Origin of the sequence: Streptomyces sp. MI02-7b (assembly GCF_033793585.1) — a bacterium.
GTDB lineage: Bacteria > Actinomycetota > Actinomycetes > Streptomycetales > Streptomycetaceae > Actinacidiphila.
Map to the genome: position 1 here is coordinate 317,141 of NZ_JARAWX010000003.1, position 22,633 is coordinate 339,773.

Below are 22,633 nucleotides of genomic sequence, written 5' to 3' on the forward strand. Positions count from 1 at the left end.
ATCGTCCGGACCGGCACCGCGGCCGGCGACGCCCGCTTGGCCGCCCGCACGGAGGTCATCGGGCAGCCGCTGGGACGTGCAGGGCACGCCGGAGACGACGCACGCGTACGGGGTCATGACAACCGACCGGTACGGGTATGTCCCGCGACCGGGCCCGGCCGCCACGCAGACCACCCCGGACACCGAGCGTCCCGCCCCGGCGCGGGACCTGACCGCGGAACGCGTGGCGGTGCCCCGGACACCGCGGACGTGCCGTCCACGAGGCGCCTCAGCGCGTCATGGACGACACGTCCATCGGCGTCGGCAACGAGCCGCCGCTGATCTGCGCGGCCAGCAGGGCCGCCGACGCGCGGGTGAAGTTGCCGGTGATGACGGCGGTCCCGCCGGGGATGGCCTGGTTCACCGCGGGGGCGGACAGCACCGCGCCGTCCAGCACCATGGCGAACTGGTTGGTCGGGCTCGTCCGTCCGGCCAGCCGGCCGGTGACGTCCTGGAAGGTCCTCGCGCCGGCGGCGGTCAACCGCAGCTGGATCTGCCACCCGGTGCCGTCCTGCCGGTCGAAGACCGCCTCGGCGCTGCTGATCTCGGTGCCGTTGAGCGCGACCGGGTCGAGCAGGTACTTCGACCGGACCCCGTCCGCGACGTCCGTGGAGCACGCCACGGCCCGCTCCCCGTCGCCCCGTTGGTGATCCGTGCGGCCCGCGGCCACCGAGCAGTCGAGCGCCCGGAACTCCGCGGCCCCGGCCCCCGCCGGAGCGGAGGGCCCCTCGTCGGCGGCCGGCGCGACCGCGACCACCGGCCGGAGCACCAGCACCGCCGGCCTGCCGAGCGAGGCGAGCTGCTCGGCGGCGAGCTGCTGCGAGGCGGCGACCCGCGCGGAGACGGTGACCTTCCCGCCGGCCGCGCGCACCTCCACGTCCCGGAGACCGAACCCCTCGGCGCGCCGGCGCATCAGGTCGGCGGTCTGCCGCAACCGCTCCTCGCCCAACGGCCGGCGCGGGGTGAACACGGCCGTCGTCCGCGGACCGTCGCCGCCCTTGTCCGCGGCGGAGTGCCCGGCCGGCGAACAGGCCGCGAGCGCGCTCGTACACCCGAGCAGCAGGGCGAGCGCCGCCGTGCGGCGGCGGTACTCAGCCACCGGTGACCGCCCGCACACTCGCGTGCACCGCGGTGACGAGGCCCGTGAGCGCGGTGGCGTCGCCGATGAGCGCCCGGAGCCGGGCGAGGCGCCGCTCGACGCGCTCGCCGTCGGCCTGCCCGGCGGCCAGTTCCCGGGCCAGTGCCCCGGCCTCCGCGCGCGCAGCCTCGGTGTCCTCCAACGCCTCCAGCCGGCGCCGCAGTTCGTCGAGGGCGGCGAGCGCGCCGTCGGCGGTGGAGGACCCGTCCGCGGTGCGGTGGGCGACGGCGCCCGCCCCGGCGGCCAGTGCCGAGTCGGCGACCCGGGCGTGCCCGCCGATGACGATGCCGTGGTTGGTCCCCGGTTCGCCGGTCCCCGTCATCGCGCGCCACCCCCCTCGCCGGGGTCGGCGGCCGACTGCGGCGCGGGGGCGGTGGACAGGGCCGCCGCGCCGGCCCCGGCGGCGATGCTGCCGCTCATGGAGCCCCCGGTCATCATGATCCCCTGGTTGAGGATGACGTTGCGGTGCCGCGTCAGATCACCGAGGTCCAGGCCGTGCTCGGCGAGGAACTCGGCGACGGTGCCCAGGACCTGCAACTCGATCTGCTTGCCGATGCGGTTGACGTCCACCCGCTGGAAGAAGTCCCGGAAGGCGTGCGAGGAGGCGAGCTCGCGGAGGCTGAGCCGGGCCCCGAAGTCGTAGCGCCGGTCGTCGGTCATGGCGGCGCGCTGTTCCTGCAGCGCTCGCTGCCGCCGGGCCGGGGCGCGCAGTTCGGAGAAGGCGGCGGCCGGCGCGGACTGGAGTACCGAGCGGCTGTGCAGCAGTGCGTCGGCGAGGCCCGGGGCGGTGCTCCCGCCGTCCTGCGGGTCCTCCGGGCGCGCGACCGAGTCGGCCACCCGGTACTCCTGCTTGACGGGCGTGAGCACCAGGGTGTTCGCCTGCAGGTACAGGGTCGCCGCGCTCACGGCGACCTGGACGAACACCGACAGCACCAGGTCCGTGCCCCAGCTGCGCACCTGGGCACACAGGCAGTGCCGCACCGGCCCGTCGATGTTGCCCCGGGCGGCGGCGATGCGCTCCGAGGACAGCTGGTCGGCGGGCCTTCCCTCGGGCGGCCAGTGCCCGGCGGCGCCGGGCCAGAACACGGCCTCGCCGAACAGGGTGTTCTGCCGCAGCTCGGTGCCGTGGACGAAGACCTTCTCGGTGACCTCCAGTCCCGGGACGCGGTCCATGGGCGAGACCGCGCCCGCGCGCAGCGCGTCCAGGTCGTCCGCCATCCGTCGGACCAGGCCGGCGGTGTCGAAGGGCACCGGGGGCGGCTCGGCGCCCGTGCCGGGCTCGTGCCCCTCGGGGGTCAGCCGCATGGCGAACGACCAGGAGGTGACCTCGTCGCCCGCGCCGACGAAGGGGCGGTAGCCGCTGTAGACGACGAGGTTGGCGTCGCCGCCGACCGAGGACTGCGGCAGCCCGGTCGCGTCCCGGTCCACGGGCGGGCTGTCGGCGGCCGAGCCGAACGCCTCCCGGGTGAGCTGCTCGCGGACCGCCCTCCACGCCCGGCCGCGCTGCTCCCAGGTGAACACCCAGGGGCAGACGACCAGCAGGACGAGCGTCAGCAGGAAGGTGGCCACCGGGACGTCGTTGAGCCACACCGGCACCAGCGGGGTCAGCCAGCTCGCGGCGAGCAGCACGAGGACCTGTACGGCCAGCGCCCGCAGCACGGCCAGGACGGCCGGGTCGCGGGGCCGCTCCCGGCCGCGCGCCCACCGGGGTGCGGCGGAGCCCTGCGGGGCGCCGCCGGGCAGGAAGGCGGTGGCGAACCAGTACACGACGGTGGCCACCGGGGCCAGCAGCAGCGACGCCAGGAAGGCGCCGCCGACCACCAGGTCGCGTTTGCGCAGGTCCCCCAGGGTCTGTTCGGCATGCGTGCCCACCCGGTCGAGGTCGACGCCGTAGGAGGGGGCGCAGGCCCGGTAGCGCTCGCGCCGCAGTTCGTGCACCACCCGGCGGGCGAAGCCCTCGTCGAGCCGGGCGCCCGCGCACATGTAGCGGGTGGACGCGCTCCAGTCCTCCTCGCCGGCGCCGCCTCCCCGCTGGTGCGGGATCGGCGGCGCGGCCGCCGGGCGAGGGGGCGGCGGCTTCGCGGCGGCCCGTGCGGCGCGGGCGCCGGAGCCCTCCCGGACGCCGTCCTCCACACCGGCCTCGGCGCCGTCGTCGGCACCGTTCCCGATGCCGGTCCCGGCCGTGTCCCCCGGGCTCCCGGCACCCGGGTATCGCGATGTCACACGCCCCACCCCATTTCCCCTGTTCCCACCAGTGTGGGCGTCCGCACAAGTCCCGAAAAGGTGGGGGATGTGTGAAAACCAGGCGCGCCGGGGCGCTTGGAGGCGTGAGGGGCGCACGAGGGAGCGCGTTGCGGCTGCCGGGGGCGTTCCGCTCCGCGCAAGCCGTACGTAACCGATCAGTCACCCGAACCAGGTTGCCTTGGTCCATGGCAACGGCACCGAGGCCCGCCCGGCGCGTCGTGGTTCTCGCGGACAGTGCGCTGGAGCGCGACTCACGGGCGCATCGTGTGGCGGCGGCCGCCGCCGGGGCGGGGTACGAGGTCACGATCATCGGCCGGGCAGCCGAGGGCCCCGGCTGCCAGGACTGCCGGGAGGACGGGGCCGGTATCGCGCCCGAGGGCGTGCGCCTGATCCGTGTCGCCGTCCAGGAGACCCTGCAGCGCAGGCGCCTGCAACGGCCCCGTCCGGGCCTGCTGCGCGCACTGGCGTACCGCAGCGCGGAGTCCTGCGCGTACCGCACCGCCCTCGTGGTCGCCCACACGGCCCTGCTGGCCTCCCGCCGGGCCGAGCTGGACGTGATCCACCGCCCTTTACCGGTGAAGGCCGCCGCCCGGCTCGGCCACGGCGGCGCGCGGGTGCGGCACGCGGTGCGCCGGGCCTGGACCGCCCTGCGCTCGGCGCAGTACCGCGCCGCCGTCCGCCGCAGGGCGGCGCCCGACGGGCTGCTGGACCGGCTGGCCACCACCACCGCGCGGCTGCTGCTCGGCAAGCGCTGCTGGCGCCGGCTCGACCCGCTGCTGCTCGACCTGGAGATCGCCTACGGGCCGGTCCTGGACGAGCTGCGCCCGCACCTGGTCCACGCCCTGGGGCACCGCACCCTGGGTACCGCCGTCCGCGCCGCGCTGCGCGCGGAGGGCACCGGGCACCGTGTCGAGGTCGTCTGGGACACCACGGCCAAGACCGAGCCCAGCCACCGGGCCGCCGTCGCCCGCGACGCCCACGAGCGCACCTATGTGCCGCTCGTCGACGGCGTCGTCACCGTCGCCGAGACCTACGCCGACCGGCTGCGCGAGCGCCACGGCCTCGCCGCCCGCCCGGCCGTGGCGCGCAACGCCCCGCCGTCCTCGGCCTCCTCGTCACGGTCCGGGGTCCGTGACCGCTGCCATCTGGCCCCCGAGGTCCCCCTCCTGGTCCACAGCGGCGCGGTCGGTCCGGCCCGCGGGCTGCTGACGGTCATCGAGGCGCTGCCCAAGCTGTACGACCTGCACGCCGCCCTGGTCGTGCCCGATCCCGGCGACGCCTATGTGCGCGTCCTGACCGACCGCGCCGCGGAGCTCGGCGTCGAGGGCCGTCTGCACGTGCTGCCCTTTGTCCCGCCCGCCGAGATCCCGGGCTTCCTGGCCTCCGCGGACATCGGCGTGCTGCCCGTGCACCGCCTGCCGGCGCAGCAGGTGGCCCTGCCGGCCCGGTACTTCGAGTACGCCCACGCCCGGCTGCCCGTGGTCGTCAGTGACGTCCGGGTGCTGGCCCGCCCGACGCTGGAGATCGGCAACGGCGAGGTGTTCCGGTCCCTGGACACGGCCGACTTCGTGCGCGCGGTCGGCGCGGTGCTGACCAATCCGCGGCGTTACCGGAAGGCGTACGACCGCGGCGACACCCTGCGCGAATGGTCCTGGCAGACGCAGTCCGCCCCGCTCCTGGACCTCTACTCACGGCTGCTCGGACCGCGCTGACCCCGCCCGCCTCCGCGCGGCTGCCTCCCAGGTCAGGGTGACGCCGCTCACCGGGCGTTGCCTCGCGACGGGGCGATCGTTGAGCCACTATGGAGTGGCGAGGGGTAAACCGTGTTGATACCCCTGTACGGAGCCGGGTACGCGCCGGACGGGGGAGTTTTTCTTCCTCGCGCGGAATGAATTTACGGCGATGTAGCGATCGGGAGAGCAGATGCGGTCTAGCCTGTCGGAGGTGAACGACTCACCCTCCGAACCCTCCGGAACCCCTGTGTCAGTGGCCCCCACCGTCCCCGCCGCGCCGGACGACGCCCTTCTGGGTGTGCTCCCCGAGCGCCTGCGGACGGAGCTCGTGGCGTTCCGGCGGGATGTGCACATGCATCCCGAACTGGGCCGCCAGGAGTTCCGTACGACGGCCGCGGTGAAGGCCCGCCTGGAGCAGGCCGGTCTCAAGCCCCGTGTGATGCCGGGCGGGACGGGCCTGATCTGCGACATCGGGGACACGGACCCGGAGCGGCCCCGGCTGGCCCTGCGCGCCGATCTGGACGCGCTGCCGATCCCGGACACCAAGCGGGTCGACTACCGTTCGACGGTCCCCGGCCGGGCGCACGCCTGCGGACACGACGTGCACACCACGGTGGTGCTGGGCGCCGGCCTGGTGCTGGCGGAGCTGCTGCGCGAGGGCAAGCTGCGGCGGCCGGTGCGGCTGGTGTTCCAGCCGGCCGAGGAGGTCATGCCGGGCGGGGCGCTGGACGCCATCAAGGCGAACGCGCTGGACGGCGTCGGCCGCATCCTGGCCGTGCACTGCGACCCCAAGGTCGATGTCGGCCGGATCGGGCTGCGGCAGGGTCCGATCACCTCGGCGGTGGACCGCCTGGAGCTCTCCCTGGACGGCGCGGGCGGCCACACCGCCCGCCCCCACCTGACCACCGACCTGGTGACGGCCACCGCCAAGATGGCCACCGAGCTGCCGGCCGTGCTGGCCCGCCGGGTCGACCCGCGGTCCGGGATGAGCATCGTGTGGGGCCGTATCGAGGCCGGCCACGCCTGCAACGTCATCCCGCAGCACGCCGAACTGGAGGGCACGGTCCGCTGCCTGGACCTGACCGCCTGGCACGAGGCGCCGGACCTGGTGCACGAGGTGATCGACCAGATCGCCGGCATGTATCGCGCCAAGTGGGAGCTGACGTACCACCGCGGCGTCCCGCCGGTGGTCAACGAGCACGACTCGACGGAGCTGCTGCGCGACGCCATGACGGCCCGCTACGGCGCGCACACCGTGGAGGACACCGAGCAGAGCCTCGGTGGCGAGGACTTCTCCTGGTACCTGGAGCAGGTGCCCGGCGCCCTCGCGCGGCTGGGGGTGCGTCCCGTGGGGGACACGACCAAGCGTGATCTGCATCAAGGTGACTTCGACGTCGACGAGGGAGCGATCAAGGTCGGGGTGGAGCTGTTCACCTCCGCTGCGCTGCTGGCATGACGGTGGGTGACCCGGCTGTCACGGCCGGGTCACCTGGCCGAAATGCGTCGATCCGATAACGGGCCGCCAACCCCCCTTTACCTGACATCTACGCGCGTTAAGCTCCGGGTTAAGCCAGCGCCGGACGGGGCGCTTCTAGTGAAGGGGTACCCTCTTGCGCCGGGTAACCAAGTTCGCCGCCGCGGGCATAGCCTCCGCGGCCCTCGCGCTCACCGCGACCGCTTGCGGCAGCAGTTCCAAGGACAGCGGCAGCGACAGCGACAAGAGCAGCGGCAAGCTCAAGGTCGGTGTCGCCTACGACGTGGGTGGTCGTGGCGACCACTCCTTCAACGACTCCGCCGCCGCGGGCCTGGACAAGGCCAAGACGGACTTCGGGATCGACGTCAAGGAGCTCACCGCGAAGACCTCGGACACCGAGGCCGACCGCGAGCAGCGCCTCGAGGACCTGGCGGACGCGGGCTACAACCCGGTCATCGGTGTCGGCTTCGCCTACGGCGACTCCATCAAGGCCGCCGCCGCGAAGTACCCCAAGACCACCTTCGCGATCGTCGACTCCGTCGTGGACGCCAAGAACGTCGACAGCATCGTCTTCACCGAGGAGCAGAGCTCCTACCTCGCCGGTGTCGCCGCCGCCCTGAAGACCAAGGACAACAAGGTCGGCTTCATCGGTGGCGTGGACATCCCGCTGATCAACAAGTTCGAGGCGGGCTTCCGCCAGGGCGTCACCGAGACCAACCCGAAGGTCAAGGTCACCACCCAGTACCTGACCAGCGGCTCCGACCTGTCCGGCTTCTCCGACCCGGCCAAGGGCAAGGCGGCCGCGCAGGGCATGCTCGACAAGGGCGTCGACGTCGTCTACGCCGCGGCCGGCTCCTCCGGCAACGGCGCGATCGAGGCCGTCGCGGGCAAGACCGGCGCCTGGGCGATCGGTGTCGACTCCGACCAGTACGCGCAGACCGGTCTGGTCAAGTACCAGAAGTCGATCCTGACCTCCGCGCTGAAGAACGTGGACGTCGCGGTCTACGACGCCGTGAAGTCCGTGAAGAACGGCGCCCCGCTGACCGGCACCCAGAGCTACGACCTCGCCAAGGACGGCGTCGGCCTGGCGACCAGCGGTGGCTTCATCGACGACATCAAGTCGCAGCTGGACGCGGCCAAGCAGAAGATCGTGAGCGGCGACATCAAGGTCAACACGACCGTCAAGTGACGCCCGGTCTCCTCTGAGTCACGGTCGCGAGGCTCGGTGGGGGATAGCCCAGGCTCTCCCCCGCCGGGCCTCGCGCCTGCGTTCCGCCCATTTCGGTCCCGGTGGTATCTGTTCTGACTCGCACCACTATGGATCTGGCAACGCTACGCGCATAGAGTTCCCTCCTCGCGGTACGTTCGCCACACCCGCCCCGCCCCGCTCTTTTCCGCGAGGAGAGTGCGTCATCAACGCGTCCAGCACCCCCAGTCCCCCTAGCCCCCTCAGTCCGCATGCCGTCGAGCTGCGCGGCATCACGAAGCGATTTCCCGGTGTCGTGGCCAACCACGACATCGACATCACCGTCCGCCGCGGCACCGTGCACGCCCTCGTGGGTGAGAACGGCGCCGGCAAGTCGACGCTGATGAAGATCCTCTACGGCATGCAGAAGCCGGACGAGGGCACCATCACCGTCGACGGCGAGCGCGTCACGTTCCACGACCCGGGTGACGCCATCGCCCGCGGCATCGGCATGGTGCACCAGCACTTCATGCTCGCCGACAACCTGACGGTCCTCGAGAACGTCGTGCTCGGCAGCGAGAAGCTCCACGGCATCGGCGGTCGCGCCCGTGCCAGGATCAAGGAGATCTCGGACGCCTACGGCCTCGGAGTGCGGCCGGACGTCCTGGTGGAAGACCTCGGTGTCGCCGACCGTCAGCGTGTCGAGATCCTCAAGGTCCTCTTCCGAGGCGCCCGTACGCTGATCCTCGACGAGCCGACGGCGGTCCTGGTCCCGCAGGAGGTCGACGCGCTCTTCGACAACCTGCGCGGTCTGAAGGCCGAGGGCCTGACCGTCATCTTCATCTCGCACAAGCTCGGCGAGGTGCTCTCCGTCGCGGACGAGATCACGGTCATCCGGCGCGGCACCACGGTCGGCTCGGCCGACCCGAAGACCACGACCCCCAAGCAGCTCGCGGAACTGATGGTGGGCAGCGAACTGCCGTCCCCGGAGACCCGCGAGTCCACGGTCACCGACGTCCCGATGCTGACCGTCGACGGCCTGCACCTGTCGGAGACCGACCTGGAGGGCATCGAGCGCGTCGTCCTGGACCGGATCTCCCTGACCATCCACAAGGGCGAGGTCCTGGGCATCGCGGGCGTCGAGGGCAACGGCCAGGCGGAACTGGTCGAGGCGATCATGGGCATCCTCCCGCCCGACGCCGGCCGGATCACCCTCGGCAGCACCGACATCACCCACCTCCCGACGCGCAAGCGCCGCGAGGACGGCATCGGCTACATCCCCGAGGACCGCCACCGGCACGCCCTGCTGCTGGAGGCCCCGTTGTGGGAGAACCGCATCCTCGGCCACGTCACGGAGCGCCCGAACAGCAAGGGCGGCCTCCTGGACCCGGCCGCGGCCCGCCGCGACACCGAGCGGATCGTGCGCGAGTACGACGTCCGCACCCCCGGTATCGAGGTCACCGCCGCGTCCCTGTCCGGCGGCAACCAGCAGAAGCTGATCGTCGGCCGCGAGATGAGCCACCAGCCGCGGCTGCTGATCGCCGCGCACCCCACCCGGGGTGTGGACGTCGGCGCCCAGGCCCAGATCTGGGACCAGATCCGCGAGGCCCGGCGCGAAGGCCTGGCCGTGCTGCTGATCTCCGCGGACCTGGACGAGCTGATCGGCCTGTCCGACACCCTGCGCGTCATGTACCGCGGCCGCCTGGTCGCCGACGCCGACCCCGCCACCATCACCCCGGAGGAGCTGGGCTCCGCGATGACGGGCGCCGCCGCCGGTCATCTCGAGCACGAGAACGGCGACGCCGCCCACGGGGGAGAGGACCGATGAAGAAGATCGACAAGGAGCGGCTGCTCCTCGCGGTCGCCGCGCCCGTGCTGGCGATCGTCGCCTCGTTCGTGATCACCGCGCTCGTGCTGCTGGCCACCGGCAAGGAGCCGTTCGGCGCCTTCAGCACGATGATCGACTACGGCTTCAAGAGCGACAGCCAGGTCGAGATCATCAACAAGGCGACCACCTACTACATCGCGGGTATCGCGGTCGCCGTCGGCTTCCGCATGAACCTGTTCAACATCGGCGTCGAGGGCCAGTACCGGCTCGGCGCCTTCTTCGCCGCCGCGGTCGGCGGGGCGGTGACCCTGCCGAGCTTCCTGCAGATCCCGCTGATCATCGTGGTGGCCATGGTGGTCGGCGGCATGTGGGCCGGCATCGCGGGCGTCCTGAAGACCAGCCGCGGCGTCAGCGAGGTCATCGCGACCATCATGCTGAACGCGATCGCGCTGTCGATCGTCGGCTACTTCCTCAAGGCGGGCCGGCTCGGCCACCTCGACAAGGCGCAGACGTCGGTGTCGACCACGCCGCTGCCCTCGTCCGGCCACCTGTTCAACTTCGACATGGGCGAGGACATCGGCCAGATCTACGGCTTCGTCGTCCTCGCCCTGATCATCGGCGTCGGCTACTGGTTCGTCCTCGGCCGCACCCGCTTCGGCTTCGACCTGCGCAGCGTCGGCCTGTCCGAGAGCGCGGCCACCGCCAGCGGTGTCAGCGTCAAGCGCATGGTGGTCTACAGCATGCTGATCTCCGGCGCCCTGGCGGGCCTGACCGGCCTGCCGCTGCTGCTGAACGACGTCCACGCCTACGGTGCCGACCTCTTCCCGGCGGGCATCGGCTTCACCGGCATCTCGGTGGCGCTGCTCGGCCGCAACAACCCGATCGGCGTCGCGCTGGCCGCGCTGCTGTGGGGCTTCCTGGAGCGCGGCTCCGGCCGCCTGGAGTTCGACGGCTACGACAAGGAGATCGTCGGCGTGATGCAGGGCGTCATCGTCCTGAGCGTCGTCATCGCCTACGAGCTCGTCCGCCGCTACGGCCTCAAGCGCCAGCAGCAGAAGGTCGGGGAGCAGCTCGCCGCCCAGGCCGGCATCAAGAAGGAGGTGACGGCGTGACCGCCACGACGACCCACACCCCGCCGCCCGCGGCTCCCAAGCCGGCCGGCACCAAGGGCCGCAAGGTCCGCCTCTCCTTCCCGATGATTGTGCTGATCGTCGCCGGCGCCCTCGCGCTGGTGTCGGTCGTACGGATCGTCACGGGCCAGGACCAGCTCACCGCGCAGGGCCAGATCACCGCGGCCCTCGGGCTCGCCGTGCCGATCGGTCTGGCCGGTCTGGCCGGTCTGTGGTCCGAGCGCTCCGGCGTGGTCAACATCGGCCTCGAGGGCATGATGATCCTCGGCACCTTCTTCGGTGCCTGGGCCGGCTGGCAGACCAACCCCTGGGTCGGCGTGCTCGCCGGTGTCGTCGGCGGCGCGGTCGGCGGCCTGGTCCACGCGGTCGCCACCGTCACCTTCGGCGTGGACCACATCATCTCCGGTGTGGCGATCAACATCCTGGCGCTCGGCGCGACGCAGTACCTCGCCAAGCTCTGGTTCACGGGCGGCGAGGCGGCGACCAAGGGCGGCAACCCCAAGCAGTCCCCGCCGATCGACTCCCTGCCGTCGTTCGACATCCCCGGGCTGTCCGACTGGCTGGCCGGCATCGAGAAGCACGGCTGGTTCTTCGTCTCCGACCTCGCCGGGGTCGTCGGCGGCCTCGTCACCGATGTCTCGGCGCTGACGCTCGTCGCCGTCGTGCTCTTCGTCGGCAGCTTCTTCCTGCTGTGGCGCACGGCCTTCGGCCTGCGGCTGCGGTCGGCCGGCGAGAACCCGGTGGCCGCCGAGTCGCTGGGCGTCAACGTGTACCTGTACAAGTACGTGGCCGTGATCGTCTCCGGTGCCCTGGCCGGCCTCGGCGGCGCGTTCCTGGCGATGGTGCCCACGCACATCTACCTGGAGGGCCAGACCGGCGGCCGCGGCTACATCGGTCTCGCCGCGATGATCTTCGGCAACTGGCGGGTGGGCGGTCTCGCCGCCGGCGCCGGCCTGTTCGGCTACTCCGACGCGCTGCAGCTGCGCAACGGCGGACCGACCGTCCACGCGCTGCTGCTGCTCCTGGTGATCCTGCTGGTGCTGCTCGGCGCCTGGAAGCTGTGGAAGCGCAACCTGTGGCAGGGCGTGACCAGCCTGGCCGTGGGCGCGCTGGTGCTGGTCTGGTACCTGCTCACCGACGAGGTCCCGGCCGAGTTCGTGGGCGCGACCCCGTACGTCGTCACCCTGCTGGTGCTCTCCCTGTCGGCGCAACGCCTGCGCATGCCCAAGGCTGACGGTATGCGCTACCGAAAGGGTCAGGGGAAGTGACCGGCTCCGCGGGCCCGGCCGACCTCGAAGGGGTCGACTGGGAGGGCCTGCGGGCGCAGGCCCGGGACGCCATGTCCCGGGCCTATGTGCCCTACTCCCACTTCCCGGTGGGAGCCGCCGCCCTGGTGGACGACGGCCGTGTCATCGCCGCGTGCAACGTGGAGAACGCCAGCTACGGCCTCGGCCTGTGCGCCGAGTGCGGGCTGGTCTCGCTCCTGCACGCGACGGGAGGCGGCCGGCTCGTCGCGTTCACCTGCGTCGACCGCAACGGCGACCAGCTGATGCCCTGCGGCCGCTGCCGCCAGCTGCTGTGGGAGCACGGCGGCCCCGATCTGCTGGTCGAGATGTCCGACGGCATCCGCACCATGCGGGACGTCCTGCCCGACGCGTTCGGCCCGGACGACCTGACCAACCGCTGAGAAGGTACGTGAACTATGGACGCCATTTCCGTCATCCGCACCAAGCGCGACGGCGGCCGCCTCGACGACGGGCAGATCGACTGGGTCATCGACGCCTACACCAAGGGTGAGGTCGCCGACGAGCAGATGTCCGCGCTCGCCATGGCGATCCTGCTCAACGGCATGGACCGGGCGGAGATCGCCCGCTGGACCGCGGCGATGATCAACAGCGGCGAGCGGATGGACTTCTCCTCGCTGCCGCGCCCCACCGCCGACAAGCACTCCACCGGCGGCGTCGGCGACAAGATCACGCTGCCGCTCGCGCCCGTCGTGGCCGCCTGCGGCGCGGCCGTGCCCCAGCTGTCCGGCCGGGGCCTCGGCCACACCGGCGGCACCCTGGACAAGCTGGAGTCCATCCCCGGGTGGCGGGCGCTGCTGTCCAACGAGGAGATGCTGCGGGTCCTGGGCGACACCGGCGCGGTCATCTGCGCGGCGGGGGACGGCCTCGCCCCGGCCGACAAGAAGCTGTACGCGCTGCGCGACGTGACGGGCACCGTCGAGGCGATCCCGCTGATCGCCTCCTCGATCATGTCGAAGAAGATCGCGGAGGGTACGGGCTCGCTCGTGCTCGACGTCAAGGTCGGCTCCGGCGCCTTCATGAAGAACCTGGAGCAGGCCCGCGAACTGGCCTCCACCATGGTGGGCCTGGGCACCGACCACGGCGTCAGAACCGTCGCCCTGCTCACCGACATGGCCACCCCGCTGGGCCTGACCGCGGGCAACGCCCTGGAGGTCCGCGAGTCCGTCGAGGTGCTGGCGGGCGGCGGCCCGGCCGACGTGGTGGAGCTGACCCTCGCGCTGGCCCGCGAGATGCTCGACGCGGCCGGCCTGAAGGACGCCGACCCCGCCAAGGCGCTGGCCGACGGTTCCGCCATGGACGTGTGGCGCCGCATGGTCGCCGCCCAGGGTGGCGACCCGGACGCGGCGCTGCCCGTCGCGCGCGAGCGGCACGTGGTCACCGCCGAGAAGTCCGGTGTGCTCACCGGGCTGGACGCCTACGCCGTCGGCGTCGCCGCCTGGCGCCTCGGCGCGGGCCGGGCCCGCAAGGAGGACCCGGTGCAGGCCGGCGCCGGCGTCGAGATCCACGCCAAGCCCGGTGCGACGGTCACGCAGGGGCAGCCCCTGCTGACCCTGCACACCGACACCCCGGAGAAGTTCGACTACGCCCTGGCGGCCCTCGCCGGCGGCGTCGCGATCTCCCCGGCGGGCACGGCGTTCACGCCCCGGCCGATCGTGCTGGACCGGATCGCCTGACCGTGGGCGGGCCCCGGTGACGGGACAGTGAGCGGGGCCGGTGGACGTCCACCGGCCCCGCTCCCTTCCCCTCCGCGGTCGCGCCCGCGGATCGCGGTTCAGCCCGCGGTGCGGACCGCACGTCCGCGGTGCTCGGCGAGGGCGCGCCGGGTGGCGTGCAGGGTGATCCCGGCGACCCCCACGACCGCGGCGAGGCAGAGCACGACCGTGCCGTCCCATCCCGCCGAGTGGAAGGCGGACGCCCCCAGGGTGCCGCCGAGGCTGTTGCCGATGTAGTACGCCGTCAGATAGAGGGCGGAGGCCTGGGCGCGGCCGGTGGTGGCGGTGCGGCTGACGGCGCCCGAGGCGATCGCGTGACCGGTGAAGAAGCCGGCGGTGATCAGCACCAGGCCGGTGAGCACGGCGGCGAGGGAGCCGGCGAGGCTCAGCAGCAGGCCGGTGGTCACCAGGGCCGCGGCGACGTACAGGGCGCCGCGGCGGCCTATGCGTCCGTGCAGCACGCCCGAGGCCGCCGAGGCGGCGGTACCCACCAGGTACACCAGGAAGACGAGGCCGATGGCGGTCTGGGAGAGGCCGAAGGGCTCCTCGCCGAGCCGGTAGCCCAGGACGTTGTAGACGGCGCCGAAGACCGCCATGAACAGCAGCCCGATCGCGTAGAGGCGGCGCAGCAGCGGCGTCCGCAGGTGGCCCACGACGGTGCGCAGCAGGGCCGCCGGATTGACCGGCCCCGGACGGAAGTTGCGCGCGGGCGGGATCAGCAGGCGGAAGGCGACGGCGCACAGCAGCGCCATGGCGCCGGCGGCGAACAGCGCGGTGCGCCAGCCGAAGGCCTGGGCCAGGGCGCCGGTCAGGACCCGGGAGCTCATCCCGCCGATGCTGTTGCCCGCCACGTACAGGCCGATCGCGGAGGCGACCGCCTTGGGGTGGATCTCCTCGGCGAGGTACGCCATGGCCGTCGCGGGCAGCCCTGCCAGGGCCACGCCCTGGACGGCGCGCAGGACTACGAGCGTGGTCAGGTCCGGGGCGAAGGGGATGGCCAGGGCCAGTGCCGAGGCGCTGAAGACCGAGGTCGTCATCACCGCGGTGCGGCCGTACTTCTCGCTCAGCGCGCTCACCGGCAGCAGGGCCAGCGCGAGTGCGGCCGTGGTGGCCGAGACGGTGAGGCTGGCCTGCGCCGGGGTGAGCGAGAGGCCTGCGGAGAGCGCGGGGAGCAGGGCCTGTGTCGAGTAGAGCAGGGCGAAGGTCGCGAGTCCGGCGGCGAACAGCGCCACGTTGGCGCGGCGGTAGCCGGGTCCGCCCGGGCGGAGCGCGTCGGCGAAGGCGGCGTCCGGCCGTGCCACGGCGGACGCCCCTGTATCGGCAGGAGGCATGTCCACACGCTAGGACGGCTCCGTTTCATGCGTCCAATGCACGGACTGGCCATAATCGTTCCCATGGTGCATGAGGCGAGGTCAACGACGCCGGTTCCGCCGTCCCGTGATGCGGGCGACACTCGCGCGGAGCTGGACAGCGCCTCCTGGGCGGCCGTCCTCGCGCCCCGGCTCGCGCAGTTCGCGGCGGTCGCGCGGCACGAGCACGTGACACGGGCGGCGCGGGAGCTGGGCGTGCCGCAGTCGACGCTCAGCCGGGCCATGGTCCGGCTGGAGACCGATCTGGGCGTCACGCTCTTCGCCCGCCAGGGGCGCACCGTCTCGCTGACCCCCGCAGGGCGCGGCTTCCTCGGCTCCGTGGAGCGCGCGCTGGCGGAGGTGGACCGGTCGGCGGAGTCGGCACGCGCCGGAGCCGACCCGGAGACCGGGCTCGTCGCCTTCGGCTTCCTGCACACCCTCGGCTCGGAGACCGTACCGGCCCTGCTGCGGGAGTTCCGCGCCGACCACCCGCGGGTGCGCTTCCAGCTCGTGCAGAACTACAGCGAGGCGATGCTGGCCGGGCTGCGCGCGGGTCAGCTGGACCTCTGCCTGACCTCACCCGTTCCCGACGCGCCCGACCTGGTCACCCGGCGCCTGGACGAGCAGCGGCTGCGGCTGGTCGTCCCCGACGGCCACCGGCTCGCGGGACGGCGCAGGATCCGGCTCGCGGAGGCCGCTGGTGAACTCTTCGTCACCCTCGAACCGGGCTACGGGCTGCGCCGGATCGCCGACGCGCTCTGCGCCGAGGCCGGGTTCACCCCGCGCGTCGCCTTCGAGGGCGAGGAGACCGAGACCCTGCGCGGCCTGGTCGCCGCCGGGCTGGGGGTGGCGCTGCTGCCACCGCCGCTGGTCCCCCGCCCCGGTGTGGTGGAGCTGTCGGTGACGGCGCCGCGCGCGGTGCGCGAGATCGGGGTGGCCTGGCTCGGCGGTCACCCGGACACGGCGCCGGTGGCGGCCTTCAAGAAGTTCCTGATCGGGCGGCGCGGCAGGCTCATCCCGGGGTGAGCGGCGGGTCCGTCGGACGGCGCGGACCGACGACCCGGCCGTCGGGCAGGATCTCCCCGGTGTCCTCGAAGAGCAGGACGCCGTTGCACAGCAGACTCCAGCCCTGCTCGCCGTGGGACGCCACCACATGCGCCGCCTCATGGTCGGAAGCGTCGGCGGACGGGCATTGCGGCTGGTGCAGACACATGACGGACCTCACTTTCCACCGGCTGCGGCGATGCTTCCCCGCCCCACCGACACCGGCCGTACGGCCGTGCGGCGCGCAGGCGAACGCCGGGACAGCTCTTGGTGCCGGGGCGCGTCAGCGCAGTGGAGCGCGGCCGAAACCCGCCGCCAGCGGCATGCGCAGACCGAGCGGGGGAGGCGCGGCGAGGGCGTCGGCGACCGGGCGGGCGAAGGAACGTCCCAGCAGGGTCCCGAGGACGAAGTCGGCGGCCAGCGCGGAGACTTCGAGGCGGTGCTCGGTCAGCTGATGGCCGTCGGAGTGCACCTCGAAGCGGCACACGTCCCGGTTGACCTTCTTCGCGCGTTCGGCGAGCCGGTAGGACAGGTCGGGATGGGTGGAATGGTCGTTCGTGCCGTGCACGAGCATCACGTGGCGGCCGATCAACTGCTTGACCGGATCGGGCTCCAGGGCGTCGGGCAGCCACGGGGCTATCGCCACCACGGAGTTGACGGCCGGGTGGCCGGCCGCCCGCAGCGCGGCGCGGCCGCCCATGTCCATGCCGACCAGGGCCACCGGCACGTCGCCGTACCGCTGCACGACCTCGTCCACGGCCCACTGGGCGTCCTGCGCGGGGTGCGCGTGACCGCCGTTCCAGCCGCGGAAGCGGTAGTGCACGACGTGCACGGCCAGGCCCTCGCCCCGGCCGGCCGCCCGCACCAGCCGCCGGGCCAGGGGCACCATGGCGGCGGCCGCCACCGGCGAACGCCGGCGCGTGCTCAGCGCGCTGCCCCCGGGCAGCACGAGTACGGCGGCCCGGACGGTCTCGTCCGATCGCCGCCGTGCCGCCGGGGTCAGCCCCGGAGTGACTCTCTTTCCCAACCGCGCACCACGCACCGGTAAAGCTTGCGAAGCCATGGCGTAACCATGGCAGACGGGAAGGTGTGCACGACCTGGCCGGGAGGTCAATATTCGGCATCATCCACGGGCTCCACGCGCGTACGGCCGCGCGAGGCCGACCGCTCCTCGAAGGGGACGGCCGTCCGGCGGGCTCGACCGTGACGGCGACGGAGTCGCGTGCGAGTAGCCCGCCGCCGGGTCCGCGGCGTCGGTCCACCGGGGAGCCGGTCAGGGACTCCCGTTCCCGGCCGGCTCCACCGCGATCACCGGGGGTGCGGGCGGCCTTGCCGCAGCGGGTCGCGCGCCGGCCCCCGCCGGCGCCTCACCCCTGGAACAGCCACTCACTGCGCAGCGCCGAGTACCCCGGCTTGATCACCTCGTCGATCAGCGCCAGCCGCTCGTCGAACGGGATGAACGCCGACTTGAGCGCGTTGATCGAGAACCACTCGAAGTCCCGCAGCGTGTACCCGAACGCCTCCGCCAGGTGCCCGAACTCCCGGCTCATGCTCGTCCCGCTCATCAGCCGGTTGTCGGTGTTCACCGTCACCCGGAACCGCAGCCGGCGCAGCAGCCCGATCGGATGCTCCTCGTACGACGAGGCCGCTCCGGTCTGGAGGTTCGAGGTCGGGCACATCTCCAGCGGGATGCGCTTGTCCCGCACGTACGACGCCAGCCGGCCCAGCTTCACCGACCCGTCCCCGGCCACCTCGATGTCGTCGATGATGCGGACACCGTGCCCCAGCCGGTCCGCGCCGCACCACTGGAGCGCCTGCCAGATCGACGGCAGGCCGAACCCCTCCCCGGCGTGGATGGTGAAGTGGAAGTTCTCCCGCTTCAGGTACTCGAAGGCGTCCAGGTGGCGGGTGGGCGGGAAACCGGCCTCCGCGCCGGCGATGTCGAAGCCGACCACGCCCGCGTCGCGGTAACGGATCGCCAGCTCCGCGATCTCCTGCGACCGCGCCGCATGGCGCATCGCCGTCAGCAGCGCCCCCACCCGAATGCGCCGGCCCTCCTCACGGGCGCGCCGCTCGCCCTCCCGGAAGCCCTCGTTGACGGCCTCGACGACCTCCTCCAGGCCCAGACCTCGCTCGACGTGCAGTTCCGGCGCGAACCGCACCTCCGCGTACACCACGCCGTCGGCGGCGAGGTCCTCGGCGCACTCCGCGGCGACCCGCACCAGGGCCTCGCGCGTCTGCATCACGCCGACCGTGTGCGAGAACGTCTCCAGATACCGCTCCAGCGACCCCGAATCGGCCGCCTCGCGGAACCACGCCCCGAGCTTGCCGGGGTCCCACTCCGGCAGCCCCTCGTAGCCCGACGCACGGGCCAGGTCGACGACCGTGTCCGGCCGCAGACCGCCGTCCAGATGGTCATGAAGCAGCACCTTCGGCGCGCGCCGGATCTGCTCAGAACTCGGGACCACGCTCGGGCTCGTCATTTCCGCACTCTAACTCCTACGCGCATAGAACGGGCCCCGGATACGGCACCGCTGCGCGTGGCCGACGGACGTGCCGCACGACCGCCCCCGGTCCACGGGGCCCGGGCCCGTGGGAGTGGCGGCTCGTCAACGCGATGAAACCGGCGTTCATCCCTTTCGATGAACGGTTGGCCATGATCAACGACGTCGTCGAGCCCCGGTGGGCCGAGCCGAAGGACGAGCGGCTGTTCCGCCGGACGTCCGCCACACCGCCCTCGGCCAGCGGTTCCGCGTCCGGGGCGGGAGTGAACCGCGGGGCGGGCCAGGGTGCGCCGGGGCGGGGACGGCGCGCCGCGCGGCCGTGCGCGTCCGCTTGCGCCGCGGTGCCCCGCATCGCTACGTTCCGGATTCCCGCGGCTACGGCCCGTGTGCCGGCGCGGCGGACGCTCCATCTCCCCCATCACGAGGATCGCAACCATGAAGACCGGAACCGTCAAGACTCTCGGTGCCGCCGCGCTGGGCGTGGCCTTCGTCGGTGCCGCCGCGGGCGCCGCATCCGCCGCCCCGGCGACGACCGACATGGGCCTGCCCCAGGTGCCGAACCTGCCGGCCACCTCTCTGCCGGTCAACCAGGTGGCTCAGGCGGTCCCGCTCGACTCGCTCGCCGGCAACCTGCCCAAGGCGGGCAACGTCGTCCCCGGTGCGCAGAACACCCCCGTCGCGCTGAACACGCTGCTCGGCGGCCTGCCCCTCGGCAAGCTCCCGATCGGGGGGCAGCTCGGCCAGCTCCCGCTGCAGGGCCTGCCCATCGGTGGCTGAACCCGTCCGTGCGCGAGGGCCGCACCCCCGATGGGGTGCGGCCCTCGCGCGTCGTGGCGCCGGCGGCTACAGCGCGGCCGCGGTGCGCCCCTCGGCGGGCAGCACGATCCACAGCGCCAGGTAGAGCAGGAACTGCGGGCCGGGCAGCAGGCAGGAGAGCAGGAAGATCACGCGCATCGTGGTGTGCGAGGTGCCGAACCGGTCGGCGAGCCCGGCGCAGACCCCGGCGATCATCCGGCCGTGACGCGGGCGGACCAGAGACGACATGGCGGGTGCTCCTTCGGGAGTTCCAGGCCGGTCCCTCCGGCCGATGACATCACCGTACGAGCGCATACCACCGCGAATCATCGCTCTACGGGGCGACCCCGACCCTGGAAATCCTCGGGGTCCGGCCCCGAGAGCCGGCGGGGCCCGGGGCGGTGACCCGCGCACCGCGCCGCCGCAGCCAGGCACGCGCGGCCGGCACGACCGCGAGATGGGTCAGCGCGACGCCCGCGGTGTTGAGCAGCAGGGCGTCCACGTCGAAGATCTGACCCGGCACGCCGGTCTGCATGAACTCCAGGGTCAGTGAGATCATCAGCCCGGCGAACACCGTCCGCGCGAACGAGCCCGCGGCGGAGACCTGTGCCCGCCCCCCGGCCATGGGCAGCAGCACCCCCAGCGGGGCCAGTAGCACCAGTCCGGCACCCAGCGCGCGGGCCGCCGCCAGGGGCGGCAGGGCGAGGTCGGTGCGGATCGTCGCCAGGGGGCGCAGGTTCGGCGCGTCGACCCAGGCGACGTACTGCGGTCGCAACAGCAGCCATCCCACCAGGGTCAGATGAACCGCGGCGAGTATCAGGCCCACCGCGCGCACTTTCGGGAGAGAGCCGTTGCGCCGCACGAATGGAAGGACGTCCGTCACTTCACGGCGGTTCCAGCGGTTTCGGCGGCCCCGGGGTCGGTGCGCAGGTCGCTGGTGCAGGTGAAACGACGCACCTGTGCGCCGTCCGAACCGCCCAGCACCACCGAGCCGTCGGAGGACAGCGTGGGGTTGCCCGCGTAGGTGCACACCAACTGCGCGAGCGCGAACGGCGGCAGCTCCGACAGCGGCGCGCTCAGCCGCAAGGTGCCCCGGGGATCGCCGGCACGCGGGCCCTCCACGGCGAGGTCGCCCTGCACGGCGGTGCCGAAGCCGGCCGACGCCTCGGCCATCCCGAGCCGTTGCTGGAGTTCCCGCAGCAGCGCCACCGCGGTGCCGAGCCGGGACAGCCCGGCGAGGGCGACGGAGCGGTGCACGTCGGCGACCTGCGAACTGCACACCAGGTACACGGTGGCGACGGACTGCGCGGCAGAGGGCGCCGCCGTCGCGGAGGCGGCTGCGGAGGCGAGGCCGGAGGCAGTCGCAGTGGCAGTGGCAGTGGCGTTGGCAGTGGCGGTGGCGGAGGCCGCCGCCGTCGCCCGGGTGTCGTCCGGTACCGCGCACGACACCCGCGACGGCGCCGGTCCCGCGTCCACCGGTACGGAGGTCGTGCGGATGCCGCAGCCGGCCGCCAGCGCCGCGCACACCAGGGCGAGGAGCGGGGCGCGCCACCGCCGGGAGGAGCCCGGCACCGCGGGGTACGGGGCGGTGCCCCGGGGCGGCTGCGTCACGTGCTCACGTTCCCTTCCTCGGGCTCCGGGGCGAGATCGTCCCCACCGCCCATCGGCAGCCGCAGGGTGAAGACCGCGCCCCCGCCGGGGGCGTTGGCCGCGGTGATGCCGCCGCCGTGGATGTGCGCGTTCTCCAGCGCGATCGACAACCCCAGACCGCTGCCCTCGGAACGGGCGCGGGAGGCGTCGGCCTTGAAGAACCGGTCGAAGACGTGCGGCAGGACGTCCTCGGGGATGCCGGGACCGTTGTCGGCGACCTCGACGACCAGTTCCTCGCCGTCCTGCCGCACCTTGACCCGGACCGGCGAACCGCCGTGCTTGAGGGCGTTGCCGATCAGGTTGGCCAGGATGACGTCCAGGCGGCGCGGGTCGAGCCGCGCGATGATGCCGCGCGGCGCGTCGAGGTCGACCGCGTCCAGCCAGGCACGGGTGTCCATGCACGCGGTCACCATGTCGGAGACGTCCACCGCGTCCTCGACGAGCCGGGCGGTGCCCGCGTCGAAGCGGGTGACCTCCATCAGGTTCTCCACCAGTTCGCCCAGCCGCTTGGTCTCGCTCACCACCAGCCGCACCGCCGGGGCGATCATCGGGTCGAGGGAGTCGGCCTCGTCCTCCAGCACCTCGGTCACGGCGGTGATCGCGGTCAGCGGGGTGCGCAGCTCGTGCGACATGTCGGCGACGAAGCGGCGGCTGGCCGCCTCGCGCTGGCTGAGCTCGTCCACGCGCCGCTCCAGGCGCTCGGCGGTACGGTTGAACGTCCGCGACAGCTCGGCGAGTTCGTCGGTGCCGGTGACGCGCAGCCGTGTGTCGAGCTTGCCCTCGCCGAGCCGCCGCGCCGCGTCGCCGAGCCGGGCCACGGGCCGCAGCACGGTGGAGGCGGCGGCCTGCGCCAGCAGTGCGGCGCCGATCAGGGCGAGCGCGGTGGCGATGCCCAGCGACCAGGCCAGCGAGTTGAGGTCCTTGCGCTCGGCCTCCAGCGACTTGAACATGTAGCCGGTCGGGCCGCCCCCGATCACCTTGGCGCCGCCCACCAGGTAGGGCTGGCCGCCGCGGGTGATCCGCTGCCAGTACAGGTGGTACTCGGCGGGGTCGCCCTGCTTGGGGTTGCGCTTCTCGACGGCCTTGCGCAGCGACTGCGGCACCGCGTCCAGCGAGAGTCCGTCGCTGCTCGACTTGGTCGCGCAGTGCTCGCCGTCCGGCCCGGTGCCGATGAGGATCACCTGGTAGTTCTGGGTGCTCGCGCCGATGCTGCGCGTCGCGTCGGCCAGTTTGTCGCAGGACGGATGGCGCGGCAGCGATCCGGCGTTGCGCGTCATCGACGCACGGAAGTCGTTCAGCGCCGCGTTCTGGGCGCGGGTGAGCACGGCGTCGCGGTTGAGCCAGTACGCGATGCCGGAGGCGGACACGGCGGCGGCCAGCGCCACGGCGGCGAAGACCACCACCAGGCGCAGCCGCAGGCTCGTGAGCCGCAGCAGTCGTGATCGCCAGCCGTTCAGCCGCTGGTCCGCGGCCTCGTCCTCGGCGGCGTACTCGTGATGC

At 73.0% G+C, this 22,633-nt stretch carries 22 protein-coding genes; 11 read left to right on the plus strand and 11 right to left on the minus strand.

The window, feature by feature from the left end; all coding sequences use genetic code 11:
* Window positions 1–268: 268 nt before the first annotated feature.
* The 3 genes from PV364_RS06115 to PV364_RS06125 are packed head-to-tail and all read right to left on the minus strand — an operon-like array spanning window position 269 to window position 3,400.
* On the minus strand, window positions 269–1,138 hold the full coding sequence (locus PV364_RS06115) for a SecDF P1 head subdomain-containing protein (protein WP_319658643.1): 870 nt from the start codon (window positions 1,136–1,138) through the stop codon (window positions 269–271).
* The gene (locus tag PV364_RS06120; RefSeq protein WP_319658644.1) at window positions 1,131–1,499 is read right to left on the minus strand and encodes a hypothetical protein; all 369 of its coding nucleotides are present in this window, start codon (window positions 1,497–1,499) and stop codon (window positions 1,131–1,133) included. The genes PV364_RS06115 and PV364_RS06120 overlap by 8 nt, the downstream gene beginning before the upstream one ends.
* Window positions 1,496–3,400, minus strand: a complete 1,905-nt coding sequence (locus tag PV364_RS06125; RefSeq protein ID WP_319658645.1) for a hypothetical protein — start codon at window positions 3,398–3,400, stop codon at window positions 1,496–1,498. Before PV364_RS06125 ends, PV364_RS06120 begins: the two co-directional genes overlap by 4 nt.
* A gap of 206 nt (window positions 3,401–3,606) precedes the next feature.
* Here PV364_RS06125 and PV364_RS06130 point away from each other — a divergent pair, with 206 nt between their 5' ends.
* From PV364_RS06130 to PV364_RS06165, 8 genes are all read left to right on the plus strand, one after another.
* Window positions 3,607–5,133, plus strand: coding sequence for a glycosyltransferase (locus PV364_RS06130; RefSeq protein ID WP_319658646.1), 1,527 nt, complete (start codon window positions 3,607–3,609; stop codon window positions 5,131–5,133).
* A gap of 274 nt (window positions 5,134–5,407) precedes the next feature.
* Window positions 5,408–6,610 carry an amidohydrolase gene (locus PV364_RS06135; protein ID WP_319658817.1) on the plus strand — a complete coding sequence of 401 codons (1,203 nt, stop codon included), beginning with the start codon at window positions 5,408–5,410 and terminating at the stop codon, window positions 6,608–6,610.
* 154 nt (window positions 6,611–6,764) lie between these two features.
* On the plus strand, window positions 6,765–7,817 hold the full coding sequence (locus tag PV364_RS06140) for a BMP family ABC transporter substrate-binding protein (protein WP_319658647.1): 1,053 nt from the start codon (window positions 6,765–6,767) through the stop codon (window positions 7,815–7,817).
* A gap of 223 nt (window positions 7,818–8,040) precedes the next feature.
* Complete coding sequence (locus tag PV364_RS06145) at window positions 8,041–9,642, plus strand: ABC transporter ATP-binding protein (RefSeq protein ID WP_319658818.1); 1,602 nt, start codon at window positions 8,041–8,043, stop codon at window positions 9,640–9,642.
* Window positions 9,639–10,754, plus strand: coding sequence for an ABC transporter permease (locus PV364_RS06150; protein ID WP_319658648.1), 1,116 nt, complete (start codon window positions 9,639–9,641; stop codon window positions 10,752–10,754). Before PV364_RS06145 ends, PV364_RS06150 begins: the two co-directional genes overlap by 4 nt.
* Window positions 10,751–12,040 carry an ABC transporter permease gene (locus tag PV364_RS06155; RefSeq protein WP_319658649.1) on the plus strand — a complete coding sequence of 430 codons (1,290 nt, stop codon included), beginning with the start codon at window positions 10,751–10,753 and terminating at the stop codon, window positions 12,038–12,040. Before PV364_RS06150 ends, PV364_RS06155 begins: the two co-directional genes overlap by 4 nt.
* Complete coding sequence (locus PV364_RS06160) at window positions 12,037–12,459, plus strand: cytidine deaminase (protein WP_319658650.1); 423 nt, start codon at window positions 12,037–12,039, stop codon at window positions 12,457–12,459. Before PV364_RS06155 ends, PV364_RS06160 begins: the two co-directional genes overlap by 4 nt.
* 15 nt (window positions 12,460–12,474) lie before the next feature.
* Window positions 12,475–13,752: a thymidine phosphorylase gene (locus PV364_RS06165; protein WP_319658651.1), complete on the plus strand. Its 1,278-nt coding sequence runs from the start codon at window positions 12,475–12,477 to the stop codon at window positions 13,750–13,752.
* A 98-nt stretch (window positions 13,753–13,850) separates the two neighbouring features.
* Here the strand turns inward: PV364_RS06165 and PV364_RS06170 are convergent, their stop codons facing one another.
* Window positions 13,851–15,122, minus strand: a complete 1,272-nt coding sequence (locus PV364_RS06170) for an MFS transporter (RefSeq protein ID WP_319658652.1) — start codon at window positions 15,120–15,122, stop codon at window positions 13,851–13,853.
* Between the two features lie 63 nt (window positions 15,123–15,185).
* On the opposite strand from PV364_RS06170, the gene PV364_RS06175 reads away from it, so the two are divergent.
* On the plus strand, window positions 15,186–16,166 hold the full coding sequence (locus tag PV364_RS06175; RefSeq protein ID WP_319658653.1) for a LysR family transcriptional regulator: 981 nt from the start codon (window positions 15,186–15,188) through the stop codon (window positions 16,164–16,166).
* On the opposite strand, the gene PV364_RS06180 is transcribed toward PV364_RS06175, so the two are convergent.
* Complete coding sequence (locus PV364_RS06180) at window positions 16,153–16,353, minus strand: DUF5999 family protein (RefSeq protein ID WP_319658655.1); 201 nt, start codon at window positions 16,351–16,353, stop codon at window positions 16,153–16,155. The genes PV364_RS06175 and PV364_RS06180 overlap by 14 nt on opposite strands.
* A gap of 114 nt (window positions 16,354–16,467) precedes the next feature.
* Window positions 16,468–17,247, minus strand: coding sequence for a dienelactone hydrolase family protein (locus tag PV364_RS06185; RefSeq protein ID WP_319658656.1), 780 nt, complete (start codon window positions 17,245–17,247; stop codon window positions 16,468–16,470).
* 52 nt (window positions 17,248–17,299) lie between these two features.
* Here PV364_RS06185 and PV364_RS41205 point away from each other — a divergent pair, with 52 nt between their 5' ends.
* Complete coding sequence (locus PV364_RS41205) at window positions 17,300–17,416, plus strand: excalibur calcium-binding domain-containing protein (RefSeq protein ID WP_401978353.1); 117 nt, start codon at window positions 17,300–17,302, stop codon at window positions 17,414–17,416.
* 135 nt (window positions 17,417–17,551) lie between these two features.
* Here the strand turns inward: PV364_RS41205 and PV364_RS06190 are convergent, their stop codons facing one another.
* The gene (locus PV364_RS06190) at window positions 17,552–18,667 is read right to left on the minus strand and encodes an adenosine deaminase (RefSeq protein ID WP_319658657.1); all 1,116 of its coding nucleotides are present in this window, start codon (window positions 18,665–18,667) and stop codon (window positions 17,552–17,554) included.
* A gap of 456 nt (window positions 18,668–19,123) precedes the next feature.
* Here PV364_RS06190 and PV364_RS06195 point away from each other — a divergent pair, with 456 nt between their 5' ends.
* The gene (locus PV364_RS06195) at window positions 19,124–19,465 is read left to right on the plus strand and encodes a hypothetical protein (RefSeq protein ID WP_319658658.1); all 342 of its coding nucleotides are present in this window, start codon (window positions 19,124–19,126) and stop codon (window positions 19,463–19,465) included.
* 66 nt (window positions 19,466–19,531) lie between these two features.
* On the opposite strand, the gene PV364_RS06200 is transcribed toward PV364_RS06195, so the two are convergent.
* The 4 genes from PV364_RS06200 to PV364_RS06215 all read right to left on the minus strand — a co-directional run bounded on the left by PV364_RS06200 (window position 19,532) and on the right by PV364_RS06215 (window position 22,566).
* On the minus strand, window positions 19,532–19,732 hold the full coding sequence (locus PV364_RS06200; RefSeq protein WP_319658659.1) for a PspC domain-containing protein: 201 nt from the start codon (window positions 19,730–19,732) through the stop codon (window positions 19,532–19,534).
* 85 nt (window positions 19,733–19,817) lie between these two features.
* Window positions 19,818–20,309: a VanZ family protein gene (locus tag PV364_RS06205; protein WP_319658660.1), complete on the minus strand. Its 492-nt coding sequence runs from the start codon at window positions 20,307–20,309 to the stop codon at window positions 19,818–19,820.
* A 53-nt stretch (window positions 20,310–20,362) separates the two neighbouring features.
* Complete coding sequence (locus PV364_RS06210; RefSeq protein WP_319658661.1) at window positions 20,363–21,094, minus strand: hypothetical protein; 732 nt, start codon at window positions 21,092–21,094, stop codon at window positions 20,363–20,365.
* Complete coding sequence (locus tag PV364_RS06215) at window positions 21,091–22,566, minus strand: HAMP domain-containing sensor histidine kinase (RefSeq protein WP_319658819.1); 1,476 nt, start codon at window positions 22,564–22,566, stop codon at window positions 21,091–21,093. Before PV364_RS06215 ends, PV364_RS06210 begins: the two co-directional genes overlap by 4 nt.
* Between the last annotated feature and the right edge of the window lie 67 nt (window positions 22,567–22,633).